This is a genomic window from Pseudomonas sp. H2_D02, from assembly GCF_054677635.1.
In genome coordinates this window covers 4,862,405-4,879,462 of sequence record NZ_CP162816.1, presented here as the reverse complement: position 1 = coordinate 4,879,462, position 17,058 = coordinate 4,862,405, and the positions used below count along the sequence as shown (strand labels likewise).

The window sequence follows — 17,058 nt, the reverse complement described above, 5'->3', positions numbered from 1 at the left end:
AGGGATCATTCTAGGGTCCAATCCCCCGGCCCGTAGCGCCAAACATATAACTATTCCGAAAATGCATGAGCGTGGCCGGATTACTCATCATGCCGTTCGATGCTCTCCCTAGAATTGTTCTCGTAGCGCTGACGTCTCGCGGCTTCAGGCGAATCAGCGTGACCTGCCAAGTAATAAAAATCCAAGAACTACTTGAGGACAGCACCGTGAAAAAGAACAAGCTCCCGCGTCGAATTGCCATGGGCATCGCCCTGGGCGTGCTGGTGGGTTGGGCGTGTCACCATTTCGCAGGGAGCGAGCAAAGCGCCAAGGAAATCGCTGCATATTTCTCGATGGTCACCGACATTTTCCTGCGCATGATCAAAATGATCATTGCGCCACTGGTGTTCGCGACCTTGGTCGGTGGTATCGCCAGCATGGGCAACTCCCGCTCCGTAGGAAGGATTGGCGCCCGGGCGATGGGGTGGTTCGTGACGGCTTCGATTGTGTCGCTGTTGATTGGCATGGGGTTGGTCAACCTGTTCCAACCTGGCGCCGGATTGAATCTGGAAGTCGCCCAGCATGCGTCCGCAGCCGTGCCCGTCAACACTGGGGATTTCAGTCTCAAGGCGTTTATCGGCCATGTCTTTCCTCGAAGTATTGCCGAGGCAATGGCCAATAACGAGATCCTGCAAATCGTGGTTTTCTCGCTGTTCTTCGGCTTCGCGCTGGCAGGCGTCAAGCGCGCCGGTCACACGCGCATCACCGATTCCATCGAAGAATTGGCGAAGGTGATGTTCAAGATCACCGACTACGTGATGGCCTTTGCACCGATTGGTGTGTTCGCCGCCATCGCTTCGGCCATCACCACCCAGGGCCTGGGCTTGCTGGTGGATTACGGCAAGCTCATCGCCGAGTTCTACTTGGGCATCCTGATCCTCTGGGCGTTGCTGTTCGGTGCTGGATACGTGTTCCTTGGACGTTCGGTTTTTCATTTGGGCAAGCTGATCCGGGAGCCGATCCTGTTGGCCTTTTCCACCGCGAGCAGCGAATCCGCCTATCCGAAAACCATCGAGGCGCTGGAGAAATTTGGCGCGCCCAAACGCGTCTCCAGCTTCGTGCTGCCCCTGGGGTATTCGTTCAACCTCGACGGCTCGATGATGTATCAAGCGTTCGCGATCCTGTTCATTGCCCAGGCCTACAACATTGACCTGAGTTTCACTCAGCAGATGCTGATTCTTCTGACACTGATGATCACCAGCAAGGGCATGGCCGGCGTGGCCCGGGCATCGGTCGTGGTGGTCGCGGCGACGTTGCCGATGTTCAACCTTCCCGAGGCGGGGCTGTTGCTGATCATTGGCATCGACCAATTCCTGGACATGGCGCGTACGGCGACCAATGTGGTGGGTAACAGCATCGCAACGGCCGTTGTGGCCAAGGCCGAGCCATACGAAGAGCACGCCGAGGAAGCCTGCGAACAGCCCGCCGTCCGGTCTCGTGCCGAAGCGGCTCCCGGAACGGTCCCGGTTGTTTGAGGAGAAACGATATGAAGGCCAAGGGCAAGTCGATCCGCAACGTATCTGTCGTCCGCAAGCTGGGCATCGTCGGTGGCCTGGGGTCGCTGGCCGGCGGTGACCTGTTCTACAAACTGGTCAAGTCCAGGGCCGTGATCGAAGACCAGGGCCGCTATCATTTCCTGTTCGAACAGCATCCGTTCAAGGACGTGCTGCTGCCCTTGGACGCAGGCGCGAGCATGACGTCGCGTAAGTTCTACGTGTTCCAGGTGTGCAAGGCCTTCGAGGCGAGCGGCCTGGATGCGGTGATGCTGCCATGCTTCGCCAGCCAGACCTTTCGCGCGGAAATCGAGGCTGAATTAGGTATTGCCGTGCTCGACATGATGGCGGCCCTGAGTGGGCACGTCCGCCGTAGCGTCCCTGTCGGGGCGACGTTGGGTGTGATCGCTTCCGACTTCGTTCGCCATAGCGGTCTGTTCGAAGAGCACTTTGGCAAGGACTACCCGGTTATCTACCCCGACGTCGAAGCGCAATCGAAGGTGATGGAGGCGATGTACGGCCTCGACGGTATCAAGGACGGCCACTTCGATGGCGCGCCGTTCGAGGCGGTCCACCAGGCCTGCCTTTCGCTGCGAGCCCAAGGCGCAACGGTAATCGTCCCCGGCATGACCGAGCTTTCGCTGATCTGTGGGCCTTTGCAGGATCAAAGGCTGAATGTCCTGGACATCAACCAGATCTATGCGGATTTTGCGACGACGGACCCGCAACCCCACCATCGCCCAGCCTTCAAGCTCGGTATCGTCGGCGGTGTCGGGCCCGCCGCCACGGTGGATTTCATGGCCAAGGTGGTCGCCAATACGCCCGCCGACAAGGATCAGGACCACATCAAGCTGGTGGTTGAGCAGAACCCGCAGATCCCTGACCGCACGGCGAACCTGCTGCACAATGAGGCGGACCCGACGATGGCGCTGTACGCCACCTGCAAACGCCTCGAGAGTGCGGGCGCCGACGCCATCGCAATTCCCTGCAACACGGCCCACGCATTTGTCGAGCGCATCCAGGCGCATCTGACGGTGCCGATCGTGAATATGCTGACCGAGACGGTTGAGTGGATCGTGAACGCGTACGGCTCCGGCAAGGCAGTCGGTCTGTTGGCGACGTCCGGCACCTTGCAGAGCCAGGTCTATCACCAGGCGGCCAGCCGCGCCGGGCTGGAAATCGTTACGCCCGGTGTCGACTATCAGGCCATGGTGATGGACGCCATCTACGGGCCGCGAGGCATCAAGGCCGGTTTCACCGAGGGGCTTTGCCGGGAACAGCTATTGCTGGCGGCTGAGCACTTGTGCGAACTGGGGGCACAGGTGTTGATTCTTGGCTGTACGGAGTTGCCGTTGGTGTTGAGGCATTGCGAGGCGTTCGATATCAACGGGCATCAGGTGGCGCTTGTTGACCCCACTCTGATCCTGGCACGCAAGTGTATTGCGCTGGCGGGCCAGGTTGAGGGTTCCTCGACACAATGGAACCGGGCACCGCGAATCAGTCAGCGTTCATGATATTCGCGGGTCTGCGCAACGCCGCGATGTCCCGCTTCGGCGAAGCGCCGAACAGACGGCTGTATTCACGGCTGAATTGCGAAGGGCTTTCATAGCCCACCTGGTAGGCGGCGCTCGCCACGTCCAGGTGCTCGTTGAGCATCAGGCGCTTCGCTTCGTTCAACCGCAGCCACTTCTGGTATTGCAGCGGGCTCATCGCGGTGAGCTGGCGGAAATGATGGTGGAAGGTCGGGGCGCTCATCTGCACGCGCGCCGCGAGGTCGTCCACGCGAACGGGCCCGGTGTAGTTGAGTTTCAGCCAGTCGATGGCCTTGGCGATCCGGTAACCCTGGCTGTCGACGGAGGCAATCTGCCTCAGCCGCGCGGCCTGGTCGCTCATCAACAGTCGATAGTGGATCTCCCGCTGGATCAGCGGGGCCAGCACGGGGATCGCTTCGGGTTCATCCAGCAGCGCCAGCAGACGCACGAACGGCTCGAGGAAATCCGCTGACGCCGTGCCGATACTCGCACCAATCCCCGCGGGGCGCTCGACACTGGGCGCCACGCCACCCTGGGCGACCAGATCGGCGACCATGCGCAAGTCAAGCCGCATGACCAGGCCCAGGCACGGCTGCTCCGGGCTGGCCGCCAGCACTTCGGAGTTCGCGGGCATATCCAGCGACGTCATCAGGAAACGTGTGGTGTCGTACCCGTATGCCTGGCCGCCAATCCACACCTGCTTCATCCCCTGGGCGATGAGGACGATGCTTGGCTCGATCATGCAGGTCATAGGCGGGGCAGGGGCGTCGCGACGGAAAAAGCACAGGCCCGCAATTGACGTTTCAAAGTCACCCGCGCCGGCCGTCCGGGTGGCGATGAGGTTTGCGAGCCGGTCTTGTGGCGATCTGCCTTGGGTGGTCATGTCGATTCTGTCTGGGTTGATAGCTATGGGCAGAACATTAACCCGCCAAGCGAAGCATTGCCTATGCGTAACCGGCGGGTTCACAGGATCGGGCAAGAACTCCAGCGAAATGTTCTACCGACCGTCGATACCCATTCGTGAAAATACCCGTCGGATTCAGTTCATGGCGTCATCGTCGCCGTCGCGAGCAAGCTCGCTCCCACGAGGGCTTCCGAGCGCTCCAGAAATTTCAGGATTGTTATGACCTCTATCTCATCGCTAGAACCACAGGGCAAGCCTGCGTGGGGCGCGGTGCTTGCCATGTCGCTGGCTGCCTTCGCCCTTGTTGCGTCCGAATTCATGCCAGTCAGCTTGCTGACGCCGGTGGCAGCGGACCTCCAGATCACTGAAGGGCAGGCCGGCCAGGGCATCGCCGTCTCGGGTGCCTTTGCCCTGGTGACCAGCCTGCTCATCGCACCGATTGCGGCCCGGATCGAACGCAAGTGGCTGCTCTCGGCACTGACGCTGTTGATGATCTTGTCCGGCACAGTGGCGGCAGTGGCGCCCAGTTACCTGATTTTCATGGTCGGTCGCGCGCTGATCGGCGTTGCGATTGGCGGCTTCTGGTCGCTGTCGGCGGCCACGGCCATGCGGCTGGTGCCGGAAGATAAAGTCCCTCGCGCCCTGGCCATCGTCAACGGTGGCAACGCCCTGGCGACAGTTGTCGCTGCGCCGCTAGGCAGCTTTCTGGGGGCGATTATCGGTTGGCGTGGCGCGTTTTTCTGCATCGTGCCGGTTGCCGCCCTTGCCCTGGGGTGGCTGCTGTTGAGCCTGCCCTCGATGCCGAACCAGGCGAAGCGCGGCGGCGGGAATCCTTTCAAGCTCATGACCCGGGCGCCGGTGGCGTTGGGCATGCTGGCGGTCAGCACGTTCTTCATGGGCCAGTTCATGTTGTTCACTTACCTGCGACCCTTCCTGGAAACCGTGGCGCAGGTGGGCGTCTCGCTGCTATCGCTGATGTTGCTGGCGATTGGTCTGGCGGGTTTGCTGGGCACTTTTCTGATCGGCTCGTTCTTGAAGAACGGCCTGTATCGCACGCTCATTGTCATCCCGCTGTTGATGGCCGCGATCGCCCTCGCGCTGGTGGGGTTCGGCAGCTCCGCGTCGGTCACGGCTGTGCTGCTCGGCCTCTGGGGCCTGGTGGCCACGGCCGCCCCCGTAGGTTGGTGGACTTGGCTGGCCAGAACGTTGCCGGACGATGCCGAGGCCGGGGGCGGTTTGATGGTTGCGATCGTCCAGCTCGCCATCGCCTCGGGGGCCACGGTGGGCGGCGTTCTGTTCGACTTGAGCGGTTATCGCGCGACCTTCGAGACCAGCGCGGCCGTGCTGGTTGTTGCCGCTGTGTTGACGATCCTGGCCGCTCGCGCGGCGGCTCGACAATCCTCGCGGACATCGCGCGCCAGGACATACAGCACGGTGGGTTGAGAAGGACCGTTGGGCGCCTGCGGTTGGTGGCACATTGATATCTTGGTAAGCTCCAGGCTGGTTACCTACCGAGTTGGTTAGTTGTGTCTACTGAAAGAGTCCAGCCCTTGGAGCAAGCCCTCCTGGCAGTCATCGCCGCTGCGGGAAAGATGGGCATCAGTTGCGATGAGTTATGCGCGCATGCGGTCGGCGGGCTCGTGTCGGAGCAGTACTGGACTTGGGCGGACGCCCAACATGCCGAGCGCGCCGCCGATGAGATCGACAATGCCTTGGCGATCCTCATAGACAGGCAAGCAGGGGCGCCGACCAAAAGCGGGCCAGACGCGACATTCGAATCGGCCCCGAACTAAGACGGGCGACTCGTTGAGTCGCCCTCTTGCATTAGAGACCTAAGCCTTCCTCGATGATCGAGAGGAAATCATCTTCATCCAACGTGACGGGTTCGGGCCGTGGTTGTCCGGTTGGCTGCAGATGCCAGCGCGACTCGCCATGTTCGCCCACCGTCCGCAGGATGCAGCGCTCCATGCCTTTCATGTGGATTTCGATGCACCCTTCGGCGCCGGGGGAGAAACGGGCGATCGGATCAAGCGAGATGCGACGGTGATTACCTTCGATGACCAACTGATCAATGGCGTAGTTATACGTCGATCCGCTGGCATGACGCTCGAATACATGGGTGGGGTTACGCCGGATAACCAGGCCCGCCTCACAGACCGGCGCCAGCCAGGTTTCAAGCTGGCGATACAGCTCGTACACCTGGCCAGGCCAATGTTCGATCGCCAGGTCCGCACAATTGTCGGTGTCGGCCGGCGTGCGTTGGGCCTGCCTCAGCTTCGCCGCGAGTTCGTCTGCCTTGCTCATGTCGATTCCCTGTCGTGGTGATGGGTTGAGCTTAGCTGAAGGGGCGGGGTGGTCAGTTGCGCTGGGTCATGGAAGCGAACTTGCAAGTTAATGCTGGGCGCCGGATGACGCATCAACTCGCAGCGGTTTTCTGACGGTGTTGCCCTGGGTCAGTTGTTCAGGCATCTCCGGCAACGAAGCCACATGCACGGCCCGGGACGGCATGGCGAAGCGCACGCCGATCCTGGCGAACTCGTCCATCATGCCCAGGTTGATGGCTTGCTGGATGTCCATGTAGACGTTGTAGCTGGGGTCCAGGACGATGTAGACCGTTTCGAATTCCAGCGTGCTTTCGCCGAAACTGCGAAAGTGCGCGCGGTCGAAACGGGTTTTTTCCTGGGCCTTGATGATCCTTTCGACGATGGCAGGCACTTGGCGAAGCTGTTCGGTCGAGCATTCCTGGGGCAGGGCGAATTCGAAGACGATGCGGCGTTCCTGCAGTCGTTTGTAGTTCTGGATGGTGGTGCTGATCATCCCGGCGTTGGCCATGACGATCTGCTCGCCGCCCAGGCTGCGGATGCGTGTGGTCTTCAGGCCGACATGCTCCACGGTACCGGCCAACGAGCCGACGACAATGAAGTCACCCACTTCGAACGGTTTGTCCACGGCAATCGACAGCGAGGCGAACAGGTCGCCAAGGATGTTCTGTACGGCGAGCGCAACGGCGATGCCGCCGACACCGAGGCTGGCGATGAAGGCGGTGATGTTCACGCCGAGGTTGGAAAGCATGGCCAGCAGCACCACCGCCCAGAGGAACACTTTCGCGCCCCAGAGGCTCAACGTTGCCAGGGCACTTTTCTGATGGATATCGGTGTGGCTGTGCCGGGCAAAATAATGCATCAGCGCCAGGGCGATCGCCCGGTTTGCCCACAATCCCACCTGCAAGGCCGCGACCACGAACCAGAGGCTGCTGACCCGTCCGAGCCAGCGTTCCGGCAGATCCAGCACACCGATGCCTATGAGGATCGAGGCCAGCAGCAACAAGGTGTTGCTGGTGCTGGACAGCACCTCGACGGCGATATGGCTGATGTAGGCGTCGGGCTTCTGCGCCCGGGCGCGCACGTTTTTCAACAGGAAACCGATACCGGCCCTGGCGACGATGAAACTCAGCGTCATCACGCTGAGGGCCAGTAACCAATTGGCGATGGAAATGCCGAGCAGTTGGGTGTCGGTAAAAATTTCGAGGGAGCTTGAATCCATTGGCGGGTCACCTGTGCCATTGCTGTTCAGGTTGTGCCCTGGCCGATTCAGTGCAAAGGCACGGGCCGGGCCATGAACTTTGTTAGTTCATGTGGGGTTGGTGCCGTTCAAATTTATTGCCGGACCGATTGCGAGCCTTTGAGTAAGCAGCGTAGCTTTACCCAAACACTAAGAGGGCCCTCGTCTTGCTCATGACAGCATTGAAAAAAGAACAGCTGGAGCCTTTGCGGGAGGCTCTTGTCCGGGCTCGTCTTCCGGTAAATGACCTGGACTATCCGGGTCGCTGTTTTTTCATGTTTAGCCTGCAAGGCATCGACATGGCATTCGGTGGAATCGAGGGGGAGGGCGCCGATCGGTTGCTGCGCTCTCTGGTTGTGCTGGATGGCCATCGCGGACGAGGCATTGGCGCGACAGTGCTGGCGACGCTTGAGGCGTTTGCAAAACGCGAGGGGGTGGTGCGGCTTCACTTGCTGACGGACACCGCCACAGCCTTTTTTGTGAGGCAGGGATATCGGGTACGGGACCGCTCCCTGGCGCCTGCTTCAATCAGTGCTACGGCTCAATTCCGGACCCTGTGTCCAGCCACGGCGGCTTATCTGAGCAAGCGCCTTGCCTGATGCATCAGGTTTACCGCCAACCCGGCCAGGTCGCCAGGTATCGGGCCTCGGTTGCGTGCGGGAGTTCAGAACTCGAAGGCCGCTTGCGTTAGGGGTGTTACATATTTCAGATGGCCCCCGAGACGGTTTGCTTGTAAAAAATCCTCCGTTGAATGCTGAGATCAAATTGAAATGATCACGGGCCGGACTCTGATTCCAGCCAGTAGCACATCTACCCAAGGAGGGGTTATGAAACAACGTTTTCCTATCATCATGCTGTTCATCCTGTCGCTGGGCTTCATCAGCACAGGCAACGCCCGCGAGCCGCGCGACGCCGGAGTCGAGCCGGTTGCAGGGGTATTCGACTATTACGTACTGTCGCTGTCCTGGTCACCTACCTTCTGCCTTACCCATCAGAACGACTCGCAATGCTCCGGCAAAGGCTACGGTTTTGTCCTGCACGGTCTCTGGCCGCAATATGCCAGGGGTGGCTGGCCACAATCGTGTTCGAGCGAGATGCCCTTGACCGCTGCCGAGCGCGAGAAAGGCTTGACGCTATTTCCTACCCGCAAACTGCTGGAACATGAGTGGTCCAAGCACGGCACCTGCAGCGGCCTCGGTGCCATGGGTTACCTAGACGCTTCCGACCGGGCGCTTGGAGCAGTGAAGATTCCGACGCCATTGCAACCTTTCACTTCCTCTCATTATTTTGAAGCCGATGAAATCATCCGGCTGTTTCGCCAAAGCAATCCTGGTATCGAGGCCGATGGTGTCGCCGTGATTTGCCGTGGTCCGCAGTTATCGGAAGTGCGGGTGTGCATGGACAAGGACTTGGCATTTACCGCCTGTGGCAAAGGCGTCAAGACTCAATGCAGGGCGGGCGAAATCCGAGTCCCCCCGGTTCGCTGAGCGCATTTTCCGACACAGAGGCGGTATGTCCCGCCAAAGGCATGTTCAATGAGCTTTTGAAGGGCATATCGGCCAGAAAATACCGGGGTTTTTGGATCCACTCGGCCATCCATCGACTTCCTCCTAAAGGCAAATTGCCGCCCCCCAAGCGGTACGCTAAGCTCCCGCTTATTGGGGGCTTTTGAGCGATTCGCTCATGTTTTGCCCTCCCCAGGATTTTCGCTTGCCTATCCCCATCCATGATCCGAACCATGCGCCCGGCGGCGCCTTGAAACGCCTGCCGTTGCTCAAGGCTGCGGTGACGTTCATCGCCGCCGTGTGCCTGTGCCTTTGCGCTTTGCTCTATTTTCAATTGGAGCAGTCCCGTCGCCATGACCTGGACTCCGCGCGTGTTGCCTCGGCCAACCTCACCCGGGCCATGGCCCAACAGGCCCAGGACACGTTCGTACAGGCCGACCTCGTGCTGGCCAGCCTGGCGGACTGGATCCAGAACGACGGGTTCGGCCCGTCGACACGACCGCGCCTGCAGCAGACCTTCGCCCGGCGGGTGCAATCGCTGGAGCAGTTGCATGGCCTGTTCCTGTTCGACAAGAACGGCCAGTGGGTCATTACGTCCTTTGCAAGCCTGCACCGGGGCGCGGGGATCGCGGATCGTGATTATTTCAAGTTTCACCAGCAGAACGCCTCGCTGATCGCCCATGTCGGCCCGGCGATCCGGAGTCGACAAAACGGTGATTGGATCATCCCGGTTTCCCGTCGATTGAATGACGCCAAAGGCAATTTCCAGGGCGTGCTGCTGGCTGGCATCAAGATGTCGTATTTCGATCAGTTCTTCAGGAGTTTCAATCTCGACGCCAAAGGCGAAATGGCCCTGGCGCTGTCCGACGGTACGCTGCTGGCGCGGCGGCCGTTCGACGAAGGCCTGATTGGCCAACCGCTGGCCGAGGAGCACATCTATAAGCATGAGCCGTCGAACAGCCGGCTGCCGGCGATGCGATCATTCGCAGCGCACCCGACGGCGTTGTCAGGCTTTATGCGCACCAGCACTTGCAGGCTTATCCACTGGTGGTGACCGCGGCGATGTCCGAGGAGGCGATCCTGGCGGGTTGGTACGACACGGCTTTTCAATCCAGCCTCATCGTTGCCTTGGTGGTGTTGGGTATCTGTTTGTTCGGCTGGGTATTCGTGCGTCAGGTGCGCAACAGCGAGCGGATCGAGGCGGACCTGCGCAAGGCCCAGGAGGCGTTGGAACTGATCGCCACCCACGACAGCCTGACCGGGCTGGCGAACCGACGGTTGTTCGAGCGGGCGCTGGACATCGAATTTGGCCGAGGCGCCCGTCAGCGCAGCCCCTTGAGCCTGATCATGCTCGACATCGATTTTTTCAAGCGCTACAACGACACCTACGGGCACGTTGCCGGCGACCACTGCCTGGCGGAGGTGGCGAGGGTGCTCAAGGGTTGCTGCCACCGCAAGGCCGATCTGGCGGTGCGTTTTGGCGGTGAAGAATTCGCGGTCCTGCTGCCCGATACCAGCCTGCCAGGGGCCATGGCGCTGGCCGAGCAGATCCGTCGCAGCGTCATCGACAAAAACATCATTCATTCGGGTTCTCCCACCGGCTATCTGACGGTGAGCCTGGGCTGTCATGCCTTCGTACCCAGCAGCCTGGATAGCATCGAAGTCTTCATCCAACGAGCTGACGCGGCGCTGTACCAGGCCAAGCACGGCGGGCGGAACCGCGTCGCGGCGCTGTCGATGGAAGATGGACTCTGCGCGTTGGAGCGCTCTGATCGTTGAGATCGGTTGGAATCATCGGCCGCGGACAGCGGTCCATTGCTCAACACTTCCACACATGGTGCGTAGGCCTTTTCGGCAAATCCTGTGGGTTCGTCGATTGGCGCGGGTTGGCTGCTACGGTTAAAAAAACCAAGGGTCAATTGCGGTTCATGTTGTGAAGCTTGCACGGCGAAGCCAGCGCCGAAAGGACAGGAGCAGGTCAATGGATACCACTGCCGATACCCCTTCTGACGTCACCCGACATGCGCCGATTACCCTGCGCCTGGTCATAGGTCTCGGCGTGTTGTTTGTCGCAGGTGTCCTGGTGGCCATCGCCGTGCTGTTCAACATCGCGCAGAAGCTGGACGCGGAGGACGTGGGCAAGACGCATTTCTATATCGAACGCGCCCTCGATAATCGAATCACGGCGTCGAAAAACTACATCACCAGTTACGCCTTCTGGACCACGGCGTATGAGCACCTCAATGGCGAAGTCGATGTGCAGTGGGCCTACGCCGAACAGAACATGGGCAAGACCCTGTTCACCAACGATGAGTATGAGGGTGTGTTTGTGATTGATCGCGAGCGCACCAAGTATGCGGTGGTACGTGGGCAGCATGTCCAGGCCGAGGCGACAGAATATATCGACACGCCATTGGCGGACCTGGTGGATCAGCTCCAGGCACAGGCCGACCTGACGATGCCGCTGATCCGCTACACGTTGTTCGACGGCTGGCCGGCCATTGTCACTGCATCGGTGATCACGCCCAACGACGAACGCCCCCAGGTCGATCGCCGTGGCACGTCGATGTTGCTGTTCGTCGATCAGTTAACGCCGGTCAAGCTGCGCAAGTTGGGCAAGGGCTATGGCCTCACCGACTTGAACCTGGTGAAGGATACGGCGTTGGCTTCCGACCAGCCCGCCGTGCCACTGGACAGCACCGGCTACAGCCTGGTGTCGCGGCTGGAACGGCCGGGCCAGCAACTGCTCTGGTCCCTGCTACCACCATTGGGCGGGGCGTTGCTGATCCTGGCGTTGCTCACCGCCTACTTTTTCGATATGCCATGCGTACGGCTCGCCAGGTGGACGCCGGGTATGACAGCCTCGCAAAGTCGAAACAGGCCCTCGAGGCCAGCGAAGAACGCTTCCGCGCCGTGGCCGAGGCCGCGTCCGACTGGATCTGGGAAGTCGACGGCCATCGGCACATCACCTACCTGTCGGGGCGCTTCAACACGGTCACGGGTTTTTCCGACCAGCAATGGCTGGGGCAGGATATCGAACAGCTCTTGTACTGCGACACCACGCCGATTGCGTTGTGGCTAAGCAAACTGGACGAAGAACAGCACGCCAGCAACTTGCGTTGCTCGTACCGCGACCATTCCGGCCAATTGCGATTCTGTCGAGTGTCGGCGCGGCCCATCCATGACAAGGCCGTCGTAACCGGGTATCGCGGCACCGCCAGTGATATCACCGACGAGGTGGCGGCCCATGCCCAGGTCCAGCACCTGTCGATGCACGATGCCCTGACCGGCCTGCCGAACCGCAACAAATTGGCGCGTCACCTGGATGATGCCTTGGTGGCCAAGGAACATTCCGCGCCGCTGGCGCTGCTGATGGTGGACCTGGACAATTTCAAGCCGATCAACGATTCGCTCGGCCATCCAGCCGGTGATGCGGTCCTGCTGGACGTGGCCCAGCGGCTTCGCGACTGCACCCGTGAGCACGACATGGTGGCGCGCCTGGGCGGTGATGAATTTGTCGTCGTGCTCAGTGGGATGGAAAACACCACTGAGATTGACCGGTTCTGCGAACGGCTGATCGAAAGCCTGCAGCAGCCGATCCACTACGAGACTCACTCGCTGCACATAGGCGCCAGTATCGGCATCGCTGTCAGCCGCCGCCAAGGCTACGTGCCGGGCGAGCTGATCCGCTGCGCCGACATTGCCCTCTACCAGGCCAAGTCCGAGGGCAAGAAGACCTGGTGCTATTTTGCTTCGCACATGAACGATCAGATCCAGCATCGTCGCCAGCTGGAAAACGACCTGCGCCAGGCGGTGAAAAAAAACGAATTCGTCCTGCATTTCCAGCCGCGCTATACGGTCGATGGGCGGGAGATCGTGGCTGTCGAGGCGCTGGTCCGCTGGCAGCACCCAACCCAAGGCTTGCTGGGCCCCGATGCCTTTATTCCATTGGCCGAGCAAACCGACCTGATCGTTCCGCTTTCGCGCTGGGTGTTGCGCGAAGCCTGCGAAACCGCGCTGAGCTGGCCGCGCGCGCTGATGGTGTCGGTCAATCTGTCGCCGGCCCAATTCGAACGCAGCGACGTCGTGGAGGATGTGCGCCAGGTATTGATCGAAACCCATTTCCCGGCCAGTCGCCTGGAGTTGGAAATCACCGAGAACGTCATGCTCAACGATGTGGACGGCGCGCTGCAGGTCATGAACGCGCTCAAGGAACTGGGCGTGCGCTTGAACATGGATGATTTCGGTACCGGGTATTCGTCCCTTGGTTATTTGCGCACCTATCCGTTCGATGGCATCAAGATCGATAAGCGCTTCATCGCCTCGATGAGCAACAGCAGCAATGACCGCGCCGTGGTCCAGGCGATCATCAACCTGGGCAAGGCGATGGGCCTGACCGTGACCGCGGAAGGCGTGGAAACCCTGGCCCAACTGGGTTCGTTGGGCACCGATCAATGTCACGAAGTGCAAGGTTATTTCCTCAGCCGGCCTATCGACAAGCAGGCGTTTGCAGACCTGCTCGAAAGCGGTCGATCGTTGCCGCGAACCGGCTCCTGAGATTTGTTGCAACCTGTGCAGCTTGTCGCCGGTCACAGATAGTGTCTTGGCATATCGAGTTCATGGCCCATGAAAAACCTGCGGATCGCGACCTTCAACATCAACGGCATCCGGGCCCGGCTACCTAATCTGCTGGAGTGGCTGGAGCGGGAGAAACCAGACGTCGTCTGTTTGCAGGAACTCAAGGCGGCGGACAAGGACTTTCCCGCGGCGGAGCTGGAGTCGGTGGGGTATGGATCAATCTGGCATGGCCAGGCCTCATGGAATGGCGTCGCCATCCTGGCCCGCGATGCGCAGCCGCTGGAGAGCCGGCGCGGTTTGCCGGGCTGCGACGATGACAGCCACAGTCGTTACCTTGAAGCGGCGGTGCATGGCGTCCTGGTGGGGTGCCTTTATCTGCCCAACGGCAACCCACAGCCTGGTCCGAAGTTCGAATACAAACTGGCCTGGTTCGAGCGGCTGATCGATTATGCCCAAGGGCTGCAGGCGAGTGACCATCCGGTGGTGCTGGCTGGCGACTACAACGTGGTGCCCACTGACATGGACATCTACAACCCGCGCTCCTGGCTCAAGGATGCGCTGTTGCAGCCAGAAAGCCGCGAATGCTATCAGCGATTGCTGGACCAAGGCTGGACAGACGCATTGCGCCACCTCTACCCCGAGGAGCGGATCTACACCTTCTGGGATTATTTCCGTCAGCACTGGCAGAAGAATTCCGGGCTGCGCATCGACCACCTGTTGCTCAATCCGCTGGCCAGTGCCTACCTGAGCGAGGCGGGCGTGGACGCTTGGGTGAGGAACCAGCCACATCCCAGCGACCATGCCCCGACCTGGATCCGGTTGTCTTCGCGCAAGCGGCGTTGAACCGGGGCCTGGCACCGGGCAGATTGTCCGTGGACGGGAAATGCCTTATACCTGCCCAATCGCAGCGCGCTTATTGAAAGCGCTGCACTCCACAGGAAAGGAAGTCCCCCATGAGCCAACCTCGACTGAGCGATACCGGTCGTTATCTGCGACGCCTGGGCTTCGACTCGGCACCGCCACCCACCCTTGAAACGCTGCGCCAGCTTCAATGGCGCCACACTGCCGAGTTCCCCTTTGAAACGCTCTCGACACTGCTGCGCGAACCCGTGCCGATCGACCTGGAGTCGGTGGAGCGGAAGGTTTTCGAACAGGGGCGCGGCGGCTATTGCTACGAACTCAATCAACTGTTCTTCGCGCTGTTGCAGGCGCTTGGCTTCAATGCCCGCGCGATCACCGGCCGGGTGGTCATGAATGCCCCCGAAGGTGCCTGGACTGCACGGACCCATCGCTTGAGCCTGGTGACAATCGATGATGTTCGCTATATCACCGACGTCGGCTTCGGCGGCATGGTGCCGACTGCGCCGCTGCTGCTGGATAGCCGCGAGATGCAACTGACCCCGCATGAGCCGTATCGAATCGACGTCAACGAGGACGGCTATCTGTTGCGTGCAAAAGTCGCCGATGAATGGCGTCCGATGTACCTGTTCGATCTGCAACGCCAGGAGGAAATCGACTTCACCGTCGGCAATTGGTACGTCTGCTCCCACCCGGAATCACCGTTCATGGGCCGCCTGATGGTCGCTCGCACCGGCGATGGGGTGCGCAAGACCCTGAACGGCAACAGCTATGCGTTGCACCGAATCGGGCATGAAAGCGAGCGTCGCACCATCAACGACGCCGATGAGTTGATCGAGCTGTTGGAGAATGAGTTCAGCCTGCGAGTGCCGCCACTGGCGTCGCTGCGTCCGGCCATCGAGCAGCTATTGGTGTGACGTTTTGATCATTATGGTTTGGAAATTGCAGTCCTGTTGATGCCGCCACTGGCAACAAGTTGTATACAACTCTATGGACATTTGTCCTGAGTTTTGAATACAGTGTGCGCATAACAAAAAACAGGGAACCCCCGAACCATGAAAACGCCCCATGTTTCACTCCCACGGCCCGAGGACGAAAACCTCGGCGTCGGCGCGAATATGGCTTACGGCCTGCAACATGTGTTGACCATGTATGGCGGCATCGTCGCGGTGCCCTTGATCATCGGCCAGGCGGCCGGACTGTCGCTCGGCAGACATCGGTCTGCTCATCGCAGCCTCATTGTTCGCGGGGGGGCTGGCGACCCTGCTGCAAACCCTTGGCCTGCCGTTCTTTGGCTGCCAATTACCACTGGTCCAAGGTGTTTCGTTTTCAGGCGTCGCGACCATGGTTGCGATTGTTGGCACCGGTGGTGAAGGGGGCTTCCAGGCGATCCTTGGCGCGGTCATCGCCGCCTCCTTGATTGGTCTGTTGATCACCCCGGTGTTTTCGCGGATCACCCGGTTCTTCCCGCCACTGGTGACCGGCATCGTCATTACCACTATCGGCCTGACACTGATGCCAGTGGCGGCGCGCTGGGCGATGGGCGGCAATAGCCACGCCCCTGACTTCGGCAGCATGGCCAACATCGGCTTGGCTGCTGTGACGCTGGTACTGGTGTTGTTGTTGAGCAAAATGGGCAGCGCGACTATTTCCCGGCTGTCGATCCTGCTGGCGATGGTCATCGGTACGGTCATTGCGGTGTTCCTGGGCATGGCCGACTTTTCATCGGTCAGCGAAGGCCCGATGTTCGGTTTCCCAACGCCGTTCCACTTTGGCATGCCGACCTTTCATATCGCTGCGATTCTGTCGATGTGCATTGTGATCATGGTGACGCTGGTGGAGACCTCAGCCGACATCCTGGCGGTGGGCGAGATCATCGACACCAAGGTCGACTCCCGGCGGCTGGGCAACGGCTTGCGCGCTGACATGCTGTCGAGCATGATCGCGCCGATCTTCGGCTCGTTCACCCAGAGTGCCTTCGCCCAGAACGTCGGCCTGGTGGCGGTGACCGGTATCAAGAGTCGTTTCGTGGTGGCCACTGGCGGGATTTTCCTGGTGGTGCTCGGGCTGTTGCCGTTCATGGGCCGGGTGATTGCCGCCGTGCCGACGTCGGTACTCGGCGGTGCGGGTATCGTGCTGTTCGGTACCGTTGCGGCCAGCGGTATCCGGACCTTGTCGAAGGTCGATTACCGCAACAACGTCAACCTGATCATCGTCGCCACGTCCATCGGCTTCGGCATGATCCCCATCGCCGCGCCTAACTTCTACGATCATTTCCCAAGCTGGTTCGCAACTATTTTCCATTCCGGCATCAGCTCTTCGGCCATCATGGCAATTGTCCTGAACCTGGCCTTCAACCACCTCACCGCCGGTAATTCCGATCAACAATCGGTGTTCGCCGCTCGGCACCGAGCGGGTCTTGCGGTATCAGGATCTGGCCGCGTTGCGCGAAGGCGACTATTTCAGCGACGGCAAACTGCACGACTGCGATGGCAATGAGATACCGGTGGTGGCGGTGCCTGACCATCTGGCGCCAGAGCATGGCCCGGCGCGTCTGAAAAGCAGCGAGCATGTCTGAATCCTGATAA

11 protein-coding genes and 3 pseudogenes are annotated in these 17,058 nt (G+C 60.4%); 11 read left to right on the top strand and 3 right to left on the bottom strand.

Annotated features, from left to right (window positions below; genetic code table 11):
* The first annotated feature begins 206 nt into the window (after positions 1-206).
* Both AB4N42_RS22195 and cuyB read left to right on the top strand, forming a co-directional pair.
* Entirely contained in the window at positions 207-1,514 is a 1,308-nt protein-coding gene (locus AB4N42_RS22195) for a dicarboxylate/amino acid:cation symporter (protein ID WP_030139994.1), read from the top strand.
* An 11-nt stretch (positions 1,515-1,525) separates the two neighbouring features.
* Positions 1,526-3,046: a cysteate racemase gene (gene cuyB / locus AB4N42_RS22190; RefSeq protein ID WP_460115360.1), complete on the top strand. Its 1,521-nt coding sequence runs from the start codon at positions 1,526-1,528 to the stop codon at positions 3,044-3,046.
* Here the strand turns inward: cuyB and AB4N42_RS22185 are convergent.
* On the bottom strand, positions 3,030-3,947 hold the full coding sequence (locus AB4N42_RS22185) for an AraC family transcriptional regulator (protein ID WP_431145744.1): 918 nt from the start codon (positions 3,945-3,947) through the stop codon (positions 3,030-3,032). The two genes, cuyB and AB4N42_RS22185, sit on opposite strands and share 17 nt — an antisense overlap.
* A 240-nt stretch (positions 3,948-4,187) precedes the next feature.
* Between AB4N42_RS22185 and AB4N42_RS22180 the strand changes: the two genes are divergently transcribed.
* Entirely contained in the window at positions 4,188-5,411 is a 1,224-nt protein-coding gene (locus AB4N42_RS22180; protein WP_460115359.1) for an MFS transporter, read from the top strand.
* Positions 5,412-5,518: 107 nt separating this feature from the next.
* A complete protein-coding gene (locus tag AB4N42_RS22175) occupies positions 5,519-5,761 on the top strand; it encodes a hypothetical protein (RefSeq protein WP_051065964.1) in 243 nt (80 codons plus the stop codon).
* 31 nt (positions 5,762-5,792) lie between these two features.
* Here AB4N42_RS22175 and AB4N42_RS22170 read toward each other — a convergent pair whose 3' ends face one another.
* Positions 5,793-6,272 carry a hypothetical protein gene (locus tag AB4N42_RS22170; protein WP_030139999.1) on the bottom strand — a complete coding sequence of 160 codons (480 nt, stop codon included), beginning with the start codon at positions 6,270-6,272 and terminating at the stop codon, positions 5,793-5,795.
* 87 nt (positions 6,273-6,359) lie between these two features.
* Positions 6,360-7,511 (bottom strand): mechanosensitive ion channel family protein, encoded by a 1,152-nt coding sequence (locus tag AB4N42_RS22165; RefSeq protein WP_030140000.1) that lies wholly within the window; start codon positions 7,509-7,511, stop codon positions 6,360-6,362.
* Positions 7,512-7,702: 191 nt separating this feature from the next.
* Here AB4N42_RS22165 and arsN2 point away from each other — a divergent pair, with 191 nt between their 5' ends.
* The 7 genes and pseudogenes from arsN2 (at position 7,703) to AB4N42_RS22130 (ending at position 17,048) form a co-directional block, all read left to right on the top strand.
* Positions 7,703-8,128 carry an arsenic resistance N-acetyltransferase ArsN2 gene (gene arsN2, locus AB4N42_RS22160; protein ID WP_198797805.1) on the top strand — a complete coding sequence of 142 codons (426 nt, stop codon included), beginning with the start codon at positions 7,703-7,705 and terminating at the stop codon, positions 8,126-8,128.
* 228 nt (positions 8,129-8,356) lie between these two features.
* The gene (locus tag AB4N42_RS22155; RefSeq protein ID WP_431145743.1) at positions 8,357-9,016 is read left to right on the top strand and encodes a ribonuclease T2 family protein; all 660 of its coding nucleotides are present in this window, start codon (positions 8,357-8,359) and stop codon (positions 9,014-9,016) included.
* Between the two features lie 223 nt (positions 9,017-9,239).
* Positions 9,240-10,813: pseudogene (locus AB4N42_RS22150) on the top strand (GGDEF domain-containing protein).
* Positions 10,814-11,015: 202 nt separating this feature from the next.
* A pseudogene (locus AB4N42_RS22145) lies at positions 11,016-13,591 on the top strand (bifunctional diguanylate cyclase/phosphodiesterase).
* A gap of 69 nt (positions 13,592-13,660) precedes the next feature.
* On the top strand, positions 13,661-14,455 hold the full coding sequence (gene xth, locus AB4N42_RS22140) for an exodeoxyribonuclease III (protein WP_407684175.1): 795 nt from the start codon (positions 13,661-13,663) through the stop codon (positions 14,453-14,455).
* A 110-nt stretch (positions 14,456-14,565) separates the two neighbouring features.
* Positions 14,566-15,387, top strand: a complete 822-nt coding sequence (locus AB4N42_RS22135) for an arylamine N-acetyltransferase family protein (RefSeq protein ID WP_407684176.1) — start codon at positions 14,566-14,568, stop codon at positions 15,385-15,387.
* Positions 15,388-15,525: 138 nt separating this feature from the next.
* Positions 15,526-17,048: pseudogene (locus tag AB4N42_RS22130) on the top strand (nucleobase:cation symporter-2 family protein).
* Positions 17,049-17,058 lie beyond the last annotated feature (10 nt).